This is a genomic window from Kitasatospora sp. NPDC015120, from assembly GCF_043080305.1.
GTDB lineage: Bacteria > Actinomycetota > Actinomycetes > Streptomycetales > Streptomycetaceae > Kitasatospora.
In genome coordinates, this window is record NZ_JBIBVJ010000001.1 from 1,009,781 (window position 1) to 1,022,920 (window position 13,140).

11 protein-coding genes are annotated in these 13,140 nt (G+C 77.3%); 5 read left to right on the plus strand and 6 right to left on the minus strand.

Annotated elements, in window-relative coordinates:
• Positions 1-11: 11 nt before the first annotated feature.
• Positions 12-2,756, minus strand: coding sequence for a LuxR C-terminal-related transcriptional regulator (locus tag ACF1AK_RS04670; RefSeq protein ID WP_391497282.1), 2,745 nt, complete (start codon positions 2,754-2,756; stop codon positions 12-14).
• Positions 2,757-3,013: 257 nt separating this feature from the next.
• On the opposite strand from ACF1AK_RS04670, the gene ACF1AK_RS04675 reads away from it, so the two are divergent.
• The 3 genes from ACF1AK_RS04675 to ACF1AK_RS04685 all read left to right on the plus strand — a co-directional run bounded on the left by ACF1AK_RS04675 (position 3,014) and on the right by ACF1AK_RS04685 (position 4,794).
• On the plus strand, positions 3,014-3,553 hold the full coding sequence (locus ACF1AK_RS04675; protein ID WP_391497283.1) for a hypothetical protein: 540 nt from the start codon (positions 3,014-3,016) through the stop codon (positions 3,551-3,553).
• A 165-nt stretch (positions 3,554-3,718) separates the two neighbouring features.
• Positions 3,719-4,195, plus strand: a complete 477-nt coding sequence (locus tag ACF1AK_RS04680; protein WP_391497284.1) for a hypothetical protein — start codon at positions 3,719-3,721, stop codon at positions 4,193-4,195.
• A 185-nt stretch (positions 4,196-4,380) separates the two neighbouring features.
• Positions 4,381-4,794, plus strand: coding sequence for a hypothetical protein (locus ACF1AK_RS04685; RefSeq protein ID WP_391497285.1), 414 nt, complete (start codon positions 4,381-4,383; stop codon positions 4,792-4,794).
• A 4-nt stretch (positions 4,795-4,798) separates the two neighbouring features.
• Here the strand turns inward: ACF1AK_RS04685 and ACF1AK_RS04690 are convergent, their stop codons facing one another.
• Positions 4,799-5,371: a GNAT family N-acetyltransferase gene (locus ACF1AK_RS04690; protein WP_391497358.1), complete on the minus strand. Its 573-nt coding sequence runs from the start codon at positions 5,369-5,371 to the stop codon at positions 4,799-4,801.
• An 85-nt stretch (positions 5,372-5,456) separates the two neighbouring features.
• On the minus strand, positions 5,457-5,621 hold the full coding sequence (rpmG, locus tag ACF1AK_RS04695; protein WP_391497286.1) for a 50S ribosomal protein L33: 165 nt from the start codon (positions 5,619-5,621) through the stop codon (positions 5,457-5,459).
• A gap of 153 nt (positions 5,622-5,774) precedes the next feature.
• On the opposite strand from rpmG, the gene ACF1AK_RS04700 reads away from it, so the two are divergent.
• A complete protein-coding gene (locus tag ACF1AK_RS04700; RefSeq protein WP_391497287.1) occupies positions 5,775-6,791 on the plus strand; it encodes a PHP domain-containing protein in 1,017 nt (338 codons plus the stop codon).
• A 21-nt stretch (positions 6,792-6,812) separates the two neighbouring features.
• On the opposite strand, the gene ACF1AK_RS04705 is transcribed toward ACF1AK_RS04700, so the two are convergent.
• The 3 genes from ACF1AK_RS04705 to ACF1AK_RS04715 all read right to left on the minus strand — a co-directional run bounded on the left by ACF1AK_RS04705 (position 6,813) and on the right by ACF1AK_RS04715 (position 12,038).
• Positions 6,813-7,691, minus strand: coding sequence for a RimK family alpha-L-glutamate ligase (locus ACF1AK_RS04705; RefSeq protein WP_391497288.1), 879 nt, complete (start codon positions 7,689-7,691; stop codon positions 6,813-6,815).
• A 170-nt stretch (positions 7,692-7,861) separates the two neighbouring features.
• Positions 7,862-11,197, minus strand: coding sequence for a LamG-like jellyroll fold domain-containing protein (locus ACF1AK_RS04710; RefSeq protein WP_391497289.1), 3,336 nt, complete (start codon positions 11,195-11,197; stop codon positions 7,862-7,864).
• A 202-nt stretch (positions 11,198-11,399) separates the two neighbouring features.
• Complete coding sequence (locus ACF1AK_RS04715) at positions 11,400-12,038, minus strand: HD domain-containing protein (protein WP_391497290.1); 639 nt, start codon at positions 12,036-12,038, stop codon at positions 11,400-11,402.
• A gap of 212 nt (positions 12,039-12,250) precedes the next feature.
• Here ACF1AK_RS04715 and ACF1AK_RS04720 point away from each other — a divergent pair, with 212 nt between their 5' ends.
• Entirely contained in the window at positions 12,251-12,730 is a 480-nt protein-coding gene (locus ACF1AK_RS04720; RefSeq protein WP_391497291.1) for a hypothetical protein, read from the plus strand.
• Positions 12,731-13,140: the final 410 nt, after the last annotated feature.

Below are 13,140 nucleotides of genomic sequence, written 5' to 3' on the forward strand. Positions count from 1 at the left end.
GCGCCGGCCGCTCACGGCCCGTCGATCAGGTGCAGCCGCGCCGCGGTGCGCACCGCCTCGCGGCGGTTGGCCGTCAGCAGTTTGCGGTTGATGCTCTTCAGGTGCGTCTTCACGGTGTTCGGCGACAGGAACAGCGCGTCGGCGATCTCCTGGGTCGACAGCATCCGCGCCGCGTGCCGCAGGACGTCGCGTTCCCGCTCCGTCAGCGGTTCGGCCGGCGGCGGCGGTCCGGCCGGTGACGGCTCGGCCGTCCGCACCGGGCCGGCCGGCGAGGGGCGGGCGGCCGGGGGTGGCGGGCCGGGCGGGGCCGGGCGCAGGTCGCCGGGCAGCCAGGCGTGGGCCAGGGCCAGCCGGGGCCGCCGGCGCAGCTGGTGCCGCACCCAGGGGGCGGACTCGCGGAACGGCCGGCGCAGCCGCTCCGGCTCGGCGACGGCGAGGGCCCGGGCCAGCAGCCGGGCGCCGTCCGCCCCGTCCGCTCCGTCCGCCCCGTCCGCTCCGTCCGCCCCGGCACCGGCCTGGGCCAGCAGGAGCAGCGCCCGGGTGCGGATCGCGCTGCCCACGGCGGGGTCGTCGCGCAGCGCGCGCAGCCGGTCGAGGGCGCCCGCCTCGTCCTGTCCGGCGGCCAGCCGGGCCCGGGCCGCGACCAGGAGCGAGTCCGGCGCGCGGGTCGGCACGCCGTCCAGGGCCGCCACCGCCGCCCCCGGCCGGCCGGCCGCCAGCTGCGCGGCGCAGGCGGCGACGGCGAGGCGCTCGCGGCTCCAGTCGGACGGACGGTCGGCGAGCGCGCGCTCCCCCGCTTCCGCCAGCAGCCGCAGCGCGGCGTCGGGCCGGCCCCGGGACAGCTCCAGCTCGGCCCCGATCACCGCGTTCCCCAGCACGACCACGGGATCGCGCTCGGGCGCACGCCGGGCCGACATCCGGTGCAGGGCCCGGCGGGCCTCGTCCGGCTCGTCGCGTTCCAGCGCCGTCGCGGCCAGCACCAGGTCACGCACCTCGGTGCGGCTGTCGGGCGGAAGGCTGGAACGGTCGGCCTCCTCGTCGGCCTCGCGCACCCGGTGCTCGGCCCGCCCGGACCGGCCGCCCAGCTGGTCGATGAGCGCGAGCCGGCACAGCGCGTCGTGGCGCAGCCGGGCGGTGGTGGGCGAGGCCGGCGCCTGCGCCGCGCGCTCCAGCGCCGCCCGGGCCTCGTCGAGGCGCCCCTGCCACAGCAGCGCCGAGCCGAGGCCGGCGTCGACCAGGGCGAGCAGCTCGGGGTGTTCGTCCAGCAGCTCGGCCGGTGCCTCGCGCGCCAGCTCGTGGGCCCGCCGGGCGGCCTGCTCGGCGAGCGCGGCCGAGCCCAGCAGCCGACCGGCCTCCGCGCGCACGAAGGCGGCCGCCAGCGGGAGCGCGGTCCGCTCCCGCGCCAGGAGGGGTTCCACCCGCGCCAGCACCCGCAGCGCCTCGTGCGGCTCCTCGCGGCCCAGGTGGACGGCCGCGCGGACGAGCTCGGCGGCCGGGTCGTGCTCGGTCGGCGGCATCCGGGAGAACAGGTCTCCCAGCCGGGTGGCGTCGTGTCCGGCGACCAGCTCGCCGAGGGCCAGCCGGTCGACCAGCAGCCGGGCGGCCAGTGCCCAGTCACCGCCCTCGGCGGCCTGCTCCAGTGCGGCCCGGCGCTGCCCGTGGCCGGCGAGCCAGCGCGCGGCCCGCACCCGCAGCTCGTCGACCCGCTCCGGGGCGGCGGCGCGCAGGTGCAGACGCAGGATGCCCGCGAACATCGGGTGCATCCGGTACCAGTCGTCGGACAGCGCCTCGGTGAAGGCGTTCTCCTGGTGCAGCCGCTCCAGGATCCGCCGGCCGTCGCGGCGGCCGGTGAGCGCGTCGGCGAGGTCCGGGTGGACCCGGCCCAGGATGCTGCAGCGCAGCAGCAGGTCCTGGGTCGGCGCGGGCTGGGTCCGCAGCACCTCGGCGAGCAGGTAGTCGGAGAGCGCGGCGTGCCCGGCGTCGATCCGCCCGAGGTACGCCTCGGGGTCGCCGGCGTCGTGCGCGGCGAGCGCGAGCAGCCGCAGGCCCGCCGCCCAGCCCGACACCGCCCGGTGCACCGCGTCCACGGTGGAGGCGTCCAGGTGCAGCCCGTGGCGCTCCAGCAGCGCGGCCGCCTCGGCGCGGCTGAGCGCGAGGTCCGCGGCGTGCAGCTCGGCGAGCTCGCCGGCGGCCCGGTAGCGGTGCAGCGGCAGCAGCGGTTCGCGGCGTCCGACCAGCACCAGCCGCAGCCGGCCGGCGGTGTGCCGGACCAGGTCGTGCAGCTGCCCGGTGAGCCGGGGGTTGTCGATGTGCTCGAACTCGTCCAGCACCAGCACCAGCGGGCGGGGCCGGTCGTTGATCCACGCGGCGAGGCGGACCAGCAGGGACGGTTCGACGTGCTCGGCCCGGGCCGGGGCGCCGACCTCGTCGGGCAGCCCCGGCACGCCGCCCTGCAGCGCCTCGCGGACGTAGGCCCAGAAGGTGCCGGGCTGGTTGTCGCTCTCCTCCAGGGTGAGCCACCCGGCCGGCCCGGGGAGGCGGCCGTGGGCCAGCCAGTCGGCCACCAGCAGCGTCTTGCCCGCCCCCGCGGGCCCGTCGACCAGGGTCACCGGCCGGGTGGCGGCCGTGTCGAGGCGGCGCAGTAGCCGTTCGCGCCGCACGAAGGTGGCGGCGGGCGGGCCGGGCGGCCGGACCCTGGTGACCAGCATCGGGTCCCCGTTGGGAAGGCTCGCGGGTGCTGTGCGGGTGTGCGGCATGGGGCCACCGCCTGGAGGTTCCGCCGTGCCGCAGGGCACGGCCGGGCGCGGAGCGGCGGGCCGCGGGCGCGCCGCTGCGGGCCGCTCGGGAGACGCCACCTCGACGGTAGTACGGCCCGGGCGCCGCGTGCCATCCGAGCGGCCGGGGCGCCTCACCCCGGGGAGGTGAGGCCGGCGGCCGCCGCAACGGCGAGGATCGTGGCGAGGCCCGTGGCGGGGACCGGCCCGCGAGGAGAGCGACGATGCAGGAGGCCGCCGTGACCGTTCCAGGACCGGCGTCCCGCCGGCACCTCCCCGGTCCGCCCGGACCGGCCCCGGACCCGGACCGGGACGCGCGGCGGACCGACTACGCCGGAGCCGTCTACGGCTCGATGCTGGCGGCCTCCGTGATCGCGGCCTCCAGCCTGGGCGGACCGCACCCGCGGCTCTCGCTGATCCTGCTGCTGGTGGTCACCGGACTGGTCTTCTGGGCCGCGCACGTCTACGCGCACGTCGCCGGGCAGCGCGAGGCCGGCCGCCGGGTCACCCGGCGCCAGGTGCGGGCGGTGGGGCGGCACGAGTGGCCCATCGTCGAGGCGGCGGGCCTGCCGGCCCTGGCGGTGCTGCTCAGCCCCTGGCTCGACCCGGGCGAGAACGCCTGGCCGGCCCTCGGCGTCGCGGTGGCCCAGCAGGTGGGCTGGGCCGGCCTGGGCGCCCGCCGGGCGGGCGCCGCGCCCCGGCAGGTCGTCGCCGAGGGCGCGGTCAACCTGCTGCTGGGCCTGGTCATCGTGGTCGCCAAGGTGGCCGTGGGGCACTGAACCGCCCGCGACCGGACCGCCCGCGACCGGACCGCCCGCGAGCGGAGCACCGGCGACCGAATCACCCGCACCGGGTGGTCCCGGCGCCGGTCCCGCGTGGCGCAGTGGTACCCGGGGGGGCCGCACCGGCCCGTCCGGGCCGACCGACACCTCACGGAGGCAACCATGACCGCCGCCGTTCCGCACGGCGCCGCTCCGTCCGCCGGGGCGTCCGCGACGACCGACCACCTCGGGTCCGGGCTGCTGACCTTCGCCGGCGTGCTGCTGGTGCTGGTGGGCTCCCTGAACGCCCTGGACGGCATCTCCGCGATCGCCGGCTCTCACGTCTTCATCGGCAACGCCCACTTCGTCTTCGGCGACCTGCTGGCCTGGGGCTGGGTGATGCTGGCCCTGGCCGTCGCCCAGCTCGGCGCCGCCTACGGCGTCCTGGTCCTGCGCACGCAGTGGGCCCGGTGGGCCGGTGTGGCCGTCCTGGTGCTCAACGCGTTCGCGCAGATGTCCTTCGTCCCGTCCTACCCGGTGTGGTCGCTGACGATCATCGCGATCGACGTGGTCGCCATCTACGCGCTGACCGCGTACGCCACCCCCGACCGCTGGTCACCGGCGCGGTCCGAGCAGCCCCCCGGCCCCGGCGGCACCTGAGCGGCCGGGCGCGCGCCCGGGCGCGCGGGGCGCGAAGGGCGCGGCGGGCCGGAAACCGGGTGGCATGGCGCGCGCCGGTGCGGGCAGACGTGCCACGGGCCGGTGCTGACGGCCCGTCGGGAATCCCCTCCCGGCGGGCCGTCGGGCGTCCGCCCGCACCGTCGCCACCGCCGAGGAGGAACCCGATGAGCCGGCCCGTCCCCCCGAACCTCTCCGTCGCACACCTCGCCGCCGAGGCCGCCGAACTCCTGCGCGCCGCCGGCAGCGCCCCGCAGGGCGGCCGGCCCGCCCTGCTGCACACCACCGAGGCGGCCGAGACCGTCGGCGCCCTGGCCGGGCTCACCGCGCGCCTGCCCGAACTGCTGGACCACGTCGAGGCGTTCCTCAGCAGCGAGCAGGCGGCCGGCCGGATCGCCCCCGGCGCCGCCGGGGACGGGGCGTTCGAAGCCGCCCGCACCGCCCGGGACGCCCGCGAGCAGCTCTACGAGGCGAGCCGCACCGCCGCCCTGCTCGCCGAGTCGCTGGCGGCGGCGACCGCCATCCTCGCCCCGCTCGGCGCAGCCCGGGGGAGCGGCGGCGCGACCGTCCCGCACGTGTGAGCGCTCACCCGGCCCCCGGCCCCGACGGGGGCCGGTCCAGCCGCCAGACCACTTCGGTCCCGCTGCCCGCCGGGGCCACCGGCGGTGCGGCCGGCCCGCGGCCGAGCTCCGTGAAGCCCAGCCGGCGCGGCACGGCGGCGCTCGCGGTGTTGGCCAGGTCGTGCGAGATCTCCACGAACTCCACGCCCGGCAGCGTGAACATCTCGGCGGCCAGCGCCGCGGCCGCGCGGGTCGCGAACCCCCGGCCGGTGGCGGCCGGGTGCAGCCAGTACCCCAGCCGCCACCCCCGGGGCCCGGCGCCCCGGTAGGCCTGGCACATCCCGAGCAGCCGCCCGTCCCCGGCGGCGAGGGCGTAGGTGAAGACCTCCCCCTCGTCCCACCGCACCGCCGAGCGCGCGAGGAACCCCCGGGTGCGCTCCGCGTCGTGCCCGGCGACCCACGTCTCCCAGGGCCGCAGGTGCTCCAGCGACTCCTCGATCAGCGCCAGTGCCGCCTCGAAGTCCTCCCGCTCGCGCCAGCGGCGCAGCACGAAGTCCCCGCAGTCGATGAGCTCCCCCGGTCGCGCCACGGGGGTCATCATGGCCCGCGGCGCGGCCGCACCGCCAGGGCCCCGGGGCCGCACCGCCCGTCCGCGGTGCGGCCCCGGTCCCGTGCGGCCGGGGTCAGCGCTCCTCGCGGAAGTCGGTGTGCCGGCCGAGGACCGGGTCGTACTTGCGCAGCACCATCCGGTCCGCGTCGGTGCGGCGGTTCTTGCGGGTGACGTAGGTGTAGCCGGTGCCGGCGGTGGAGCGGAGCTTGATCACCGGGCGCAGTTCGCTGCGGGCCATGGGGTGCCTCCCGATCGGAGATGGAAGTCGTTTTCACTTCTGCCCAACGCGAGCCCCCGCCCCCGCATTCCCGGCCGCCGTCCGGCCGCCTCCGCCCCCGCCCCGCCGCCCGCGCCCCGTGCGCCGGCCCGGGACCCGGCGAACACTGGAGGCATGGATCCGGTCGAAGCGCTCCGGCGGATCGCCTTCCTCCTGGAGTGGCGCGACGCCTCGCCCTACCGGGTGCGGGCCTTCCACACGGCGGCCGACGCCGTCCGCGCGCTGCCGGCCGGACCGGTGGACGCGGCCCGCGCCCGGGCGCTGCGCGGGATCGGCCCGGTCACCGCCGAGGTGATCGCCCAGGCCTCGGCGGGCGCGGTGCCCGCCTACCTCGCCCGGCTGGAGGAGGAGGCCGGCCCGCGGGCCCGGGCCGGCTGGGGCCTGGTGGCGGCCGGCCGCGGGGACTGCCACCTGCATTCCGACTGGTCCGACGGCGGCAGCCCGATCGAGGTGATGGCCGAGGCGGCCGCCGCGCTGGGCCACCGCTGGGCGGTCCTCACCGACCACTCACCGCGGCTCACCGTCGCCCACGGCCTCAGCCCCGACCGGCTGCGGCTGCAGCTGGCCGCGGTGGCCGCCGTCAACGCCCGCCGCGGCGCCGGCCTGCGGCTGCTGACCGGCATCGAGTGCGACATCCTGGAGGACGGCTCGCTCGACCAGGAGGAGGACCTGCTCGCCCGGCTCGACGTGGTGGTGGCCTCGGTGCACTCCAAGCTGCGCTCCGAGCCCGGTCCGATGACGGCCCGGCTGGTGGCGGCCGTGCGCAATCCGCACGTCGACGTGCTCGGGCACTGCACCGGCCGGATCGTCACCGGCCGCGGCCGCCCGCAGTCCCGCTTCGACGCACGGGAGGTCTTCGCGGCCTGCGCCGGGTCCGGGACGGCGGTGGAGATCAACTGCCGGCCCGAGCGGCGGGACCCGCCGGACGACCTGCTGGCGCAGGCGGTGGAGGCGGGCTGCCTGTTCGCGGTGGACACCGACGCCCACGCCCCGGAGCAGCTGCGCTGGCAGTCCACCGGCTACGCGCGGGCCGCCAAGGCCGGCCTGGGCCCGGACCGGCTGGTGACGACCTGGCCGCTCGGACGGCTGCTGGACTGGACGGGCGGCCAGCCGCCGGACCGGGGCCGCTGAGCGGGCCCCGCGCGGCCCGGTTCAGGAGCGTGCCAGCGCCGCCACCGCCTCGGCGAAGCGCGCGGGGCTGCGCGGGTCGGTGTCGAGGAAGAGGTTCGGCTCGACCAGTTCCAGCTCCAGGACCAGCGGCTCCCCCCGGTCGTCCAGCACCAGGTCCACCCGGGCGAACAGCGGGGGCCGCGGGCCGGGCACCGCCGCCACGGCCGCCAGCGCGGTGCGGATCTCGGCACCGGTCGGCCGGTGGGGGACGACGTCCGGATGCGGGAAGCGGTCGTCGTCGACGAGCCCGGGCTCCGTCAGCACCGGCCCCTTGCGGACGGCGTGGCTGAAGGCACCGCCGAGCAGCACCAGCGCGCGTTCCCCCTCCGCGATCCGGGGCAGGTACGGCTGGACCATCACGCCGCGGCCCCGCTCCAGCAGGGCCCGGGCGTGCCGGGCGGCCTCCCCGGAGCGGCCGGCCTCGTAGCGGGCGGTGTCCAGCGCGGCTGCCGAGACGGTCGGCTTGACCACGACGCCGTCCGGGCCGTCCAGCTCCGCCGGGTCGAACGCGGACCCGGGTTCGAGGAACCGGGTCGGTGCGACGGCCACCCCGTGCCGGGCCAGCTCCCGGAGGTAGTGCTTGTCGCTGTTCCAGCGGATCAGCGGCGCCGGGTTCCACAGCCGGGTGACGCGCGCCGTGCCGTCGGCCCAGTCCAGGAACTCGTCGAGCCGCTCCACGTAGTCCCAGGTCGAGCGGACCACCGCCAGATCGAACCGGTCCCAGGCCGTCCGGCCGACGCCCCACACCACCGGCTCCGCCGCCAGCCCGCACGCGGCCAGCGCCGCCACGAGGGGCGGCAGGTCCTCGTCGAGCCCGGCGCCGGCCTCGCTGGTCACCAGGGCGATCCTGGTCACGGTCATGGCACCCTCCTGATCGCCCCCGGTCCCCAGTCTGACCCCGGCCGGCCCGGGGCGGGAAGTGCCGCCCCGCGTGAGTGCCGCCTCCCGCGAGTGCCGCGCCGCGCGGGAGCCCCGTCGCGCGGGTGCCCCGCGACGCGCGCGGCGTCGCGGGGCACCCCCGCCCCTTCCGGTCAGCTCTTGGCGAAGCCGTCCGGGCTGAGCGAGTCGAAGCCGAGCCGGACGGCGGTCACCGTCCCCAGGTCGGCGTTGGTGGTGTGCACCGACAGCAGCTCCTGGTCGGTCAGCGCCCGGCGGTGGATCCGGAACTCGTCCAGCGCGCCGGTGAAGCGGTTGGTGCCGTCGGGCTTGGCGCCGAGCTCGAACCCGCTCACCGCGAAGGCGTCGGTGAGCGTCACCGAGCCCGCCGGGACGGCCGCCGAGCCCACCACCACGCCGTCCACCAGCAGCTGCAGCGTGCCGCCGGAGCGGCGCAGCGCCAGCTGGTGCCAGGCGCCGTCGCCGAACGCGGTGGTCGCCGAGGGGTCCGCCGCCGTCACCGTGGTGGTCGCGGTGTCCGTCTCGAAGGCCGCGTGGAGCCGGTCCTGCGAGGGCTGGATCCGCAACCAGATCTGCCGCTCGGCGGAGCCCGCCCCGTACGCCCACAACAGCACCTGGTCCGGGTCGGCCGGCTCGGCCCGGAAGCGCACCTCGGTGCTGATCGTGAAGTCGCCGGCGCCCAGTGCCGTCGCGGAGCGGTAGGGCAGCCGCACGTCGTCGTCGGTGCCGTCCAGGGTGAGCGCCGCGCCGAACGCGCCGGCCGCCGTGAGCCCGGCACCGCCGTCCACCCGGGCGTTGACGCAGTGCACCGAGCTGTCCGGGGTGGAGGGACCGTCGTCCAGCCGCACCACGTCGTGCTGCTGGGTCCACTGGTTCTCGAAGCTCCACCAGAGCGCGGGCAGGTCGGCCGGGTAGGAGCCGCCGCTGCCGGACGGCGAGCCGGCCACGGTGGCCAGCTCCGCCGCGCTCAGCGCCCGGTGGTAGAGCCGCACCTCGTCCAGCGCACCGGTCAGCACGTCGGTGCCGGTGGACTTGGCGCCCGCCCGCAGGCCCTCGATGCCCTGCTCGGGGGCGGCCGTCAGCGAGCCGGTGAGGCCGTCGACGGACGCGCCCGGGCCGCCGTCGACGCTGAGGCGCACCGTGCCGCCGCTCCGGGTGAGCGCCATCAGGTGCCAGGCGTCGTTGCCGAAGGCGGTGGCCGCGGAGGCGTCCGGCAGGGCCACCGAGACGGTGCCGGTGGTGGTCTGCACCCAGGCGAGGAGCCGGTCCTGCGAGGGCTGCGCCCGCACCCACAGCGAGCGCTGCCCGGAGGTGGAGCCGTAGGCCCAGAGCAGGGCCTGGTCGCCGGTGCCGGCCTGGTACCTGAACCAGAGGGTGTAGGTGAAGTCGCCGGAGCCGACGTCGAGGGCCGGGGTGTAGGGCACCTCGACACCGGGGTGGGCGGCGCCGACCGCGAGGCCGCCGGCGCCGACCCGCCCGGTCACCAGGGAGGGCTTTCCGCTGCCGAGCAGGGTGCCGTCGGCGCAGTGCCCGGAGACGTCCTCCTCGATCGCGATCGGCGTACGGGTGGGCGCGCTCGCCCCGTCCAGGACCTGGAAGGGCAGCCGCACGCCGAGCGCGGCGTCGGCGGCGGGCGAGAGTTCGGCGGCGTTGGTGTCGCGCAGGGCGGTGATCTGGGCGGGCGTCAGCGCGGTGCGGTACAGCCGGAACTCGTCCAGACCGCCGGTGAAGCGGTCGTCGGCGGCGGCGTTCGGCTTGGCGCCCAGGCGCAGCCCGCCGGACCGGTCGCCCGCGGTGACGGCGCCGGTGACGCCGGTCGCGGTGGCCGGGGTGCCGCCGTCGACGGCCAGGGCGACGGTGCCGCCGGTGCGCGAGAGCGTCACCAGGTGCCAGGCGCCGTCACCGAAGGCGGTCGCCGCCGACGGGTCGGGCAGCGCGACGGGGGTCCCGGCGTCGGAGCCCTGCACCCAGCCGTAGAGCCGGTCCTGTGCGGGCTGCGCGCGCAGCCAGACCTGGGGGACCGCGCCCACGCCGTAGCCCCAGAACAGCACCTGCTGGGCGGTGGCGGCGGTCGCCTGGTACCGGAACCAGAGGCTGTAGGTGAAGTCGCCCGCCCCGGGGTCGGTCGGGCGCGACCAGGGCAGCTCCGCGTACTGTGCGGCGGTGCCGGTGTTGTCCAGCACCAGGCCCTGGTAGAAGCGGCCGGCGCCGAGCGCGGCGCCGCCGCGCGGGTAGGCGTCGCCGTGCTGGGAGCTCGCGTCGGGGGTGGTGACCGCCGCGGCGGTCTGCTGCCGGCCGGAGCCGGTGCCGTGGAAGCCGCCGGGCACCCCGAGGGCGGACGGGGTGAGGGTGCGGTAGTGGATCTGGTCCGCGGAGAAGCCGATGCCGGTCTCGTAGAGCAGTCCGACCTCGCCGCCGACGGTCTCGACCAGGTCGGAGTAGCCCGACGCGTCGCCGGTGATCAGGCCGTTCGCGGGGGTCTTCCAGGTGGTGCCGTTGTCGGTGGAGTACCGCACCGTCATGTTCTTGCGGCTGACGGGGTCGGCGGGGCCGGAGAACAGCAGGGTGTCGCCGGACGCGTTCTGCCAGGTCTGCCGCAGGGCGAGTACGGAGCCCTGGACGTCCGGGGTGACCAGCGAGGGGATCACGGTGGCGGCGGGCACCGTCGTGCCGCCGTCGGTGCTGACCGCGCGGGTGCGGTGGTCGGCGCTGCCGCCGGTCTGGTTGCGCGCCATGGCGTAGACGTCGCCGCCGCGCAGTTCGGTGACGGACACCTCGCCGGGGTTGACCAGCGCCCGGCCGGGGTCGGCCGGGTCCGCCACGTAGGAGTTGGGGGTCGCGGAGGCCTGCCAGGTGGCGCCGTGGTCGTCGCTGTAGAGCACGCCCGCGTAGTCCACCCCGGCGGACGGGACCTGGTGCGCCCCGACCACCAGCCGCCCGGCGTGGGCGCCCTGGGTGAGCTGCACGCCGTGGCCGGGGCCGGTGGCGAACCAGCCGTTGGTGGCGCCGGAGAAGGTCGAGGTCAGCTGCTCGGCGGCGGACCAGGTGCGGCCGTCGTCGTCGCTGTGCTGGACCCAGGGGAGCCGCTTGCCGGTGGGCGTCGCGGGGTTGGAGGTGGAGAGCAGGAGGATCCGGCCGGTGGTGGCGTCCACCACGGGCGCCGCGTTGCCCCGGGTGTAGGGCTGGCTGGGGTCCTCGGGGCCGCCGGAGAGCACCGTCTCGATCGGGCCCCAGGTACGGCCGTCGTTGGTGGAGCGGCGCACCACGAGGTCGATGTCCTGGCGGTCGGCGCAGGTCGGGGACTTGCGGGCCTCGGCGAAGGCGAGCAGGGTGCCGGCCGCGGTGCGGATCAGGGCCGGGATGCGGTAGCACCCGTACCCGCCGGTGCCGGCCACGAAGAGCACCTGGTCGGTGGTGCCGCCGACCCCGCTCGCGAGGGCCGGCCCGGCGGGCGGGCCGGCCAGGGCCACGACGACGGCCGTGCAGAGCGCCGCCGCCCAGGCCGCCCAGGCCGGCCGGGCGAGCCGGGGAGCGCCGGACCGGAGCCGCGTCCGGCCTCCGCCTCGGCGTGAACATGATCGATTCATGACGGCGGACTGTAGGCGCGTCACGTGTACGGAGGATGACCGCCGCGTGCGCACCCCGTGGTCCGCCGGGGCGGCTGACCGGCCGTCACTCCGGCCAGGGGGAGCCCTTGATGACCTCGACGAAGTCGCCGCGCTCGAAGCCGGGCACGTAGTGGACCAGGACGTCGGCCTTGACGTTGCCGAAGGTGGTGGCGGGCCGGTCCCTGATGCCCTCGGTGAACGCGGCGAGGATCCGGTTCTTGAAGTCCGGCCGGGGGTGGGCGGCGGTGACGGCGGCGCGCTGCTCGTCGGTGACGGCGTGGTAGCCGACGCCCAGGACGTCCAGTTCCACGCCCCGGGTGACCAGCGCGATCTCCGGCGCCATGTGCAGCGGGATCTCCGGGGTGGTGTGCAGGGCGATCGCCGTCCACACCCGGTCGGCCGGCTCGCCCGTGATGCCGTGGGCGTGCAGGAAGCGCCGGGCCTCCTCGGCGCCGTCGATCTCGAAGCGCCGGTCGGTGCGGGCGAAGCGCCCGGTGAGCCCGAGGTCGTGGAACATCGCGCCGACGTAGAGCAGCTCCGGGTCGAAGTCCAGCCCCTGGTCGAGGCCCCGCAGGGACCCGAACAGGAAGACCCGCCGGGAGTGGTCGAACAGCAGCGGGGAGGCGGCCTCCCGCACCAGATCGGTCGCCTCCCGGGCCAGGGCGCTGTCCGGGATCCGCACGCCCGCGATCGTCTCGCTCATCGCTCCTCGTTCCTTCCTCGGGTGACCGCCCGGGCACCGCGCGGTCCGACTCCTCCAGGCTCGCCCGGGCACGGGTGCCGGCGCCACGGCCGTTCAGCCGTTCGCCCGACGGCTTCGCGTCGGCACCCGTGCCCGGGCACGGCGTCCACCGGCCGCCCCCGGCGGTTCGCCCCGGACCGCTCCGATCGGGCGGCCGGCTCGTTGAACGGGGTATGGCGGACGAAGCGGGTGGTGGCGGCGGTACGGCGCCGATGGTCTGGGCCCTGGCGGTGCGCGCGACGGAGGCCGGGCCGCCGTTCGCGGAGCTGATCGTGGAGATCGGACCGCGGCTGTACGGGGAGTTCGTCGAGAGCGCGGTGGACAGCGGCTTCGTGCTGGCGGCGGGGGAGCCGCCCGCGACCACGGCGGTGATCGGGCTGCGCGGCGCCGTGCTCAGCCGGCTGGTGCTGGTGGGCGGGCGGCAGCTGTGGGAGCCCGCCTCCGAGGTCCGTGCCTCGCCCGGCTGGGTGGCGGCCGCCGAGGGCCGGGGCGCGGTGGTCGTACTCGTCGTGCCGCCGGGGACGTGGCCGCCGGACCTCATGCACCTCGACGCCGAGCAGGGCGCGGAGACCCTCGGCCGGAGCCTGGAGGCGGCCCGCACCACCGGTGCGGTCCTGCACGGCACGGCCGGCCTGGCGCACCTCGGGTCCTGACCCCGGTGGGGCGCATGTGCCGCCAGGGGTCGGACCCGTGCGAACGAATCATTCCGATGAGGCCCCGGGTCGGTCAAGGGAAAACAAATTTCCCGCTTCCCTGAAATACTGCGGAAATAGAACGGCAATATCAAAAAGCGAGCAGCTGTTCGGACTGTTCGACAGGGTGGGCGGTTTCCCCCGGACGGCCCGGGCCGGCGGCGCGCCGGGCGTGCGCCGCCCCTGACCTGCCCAGATCGGCGTTCCGACCGGCCCGGGGCCAGGCGTGGCGCGAGGCCCTGCGCCCCGCTTGCGGAGCGGCGCGAGGGGCGGACGGGGTGCGCGAGTCCGGGCGCAGCGGCGGAATGCGCGCCGTTGCGGAGTCATGACGGCGAACCCAATATTCGGATGGCCCGATCGCCATACCGGAA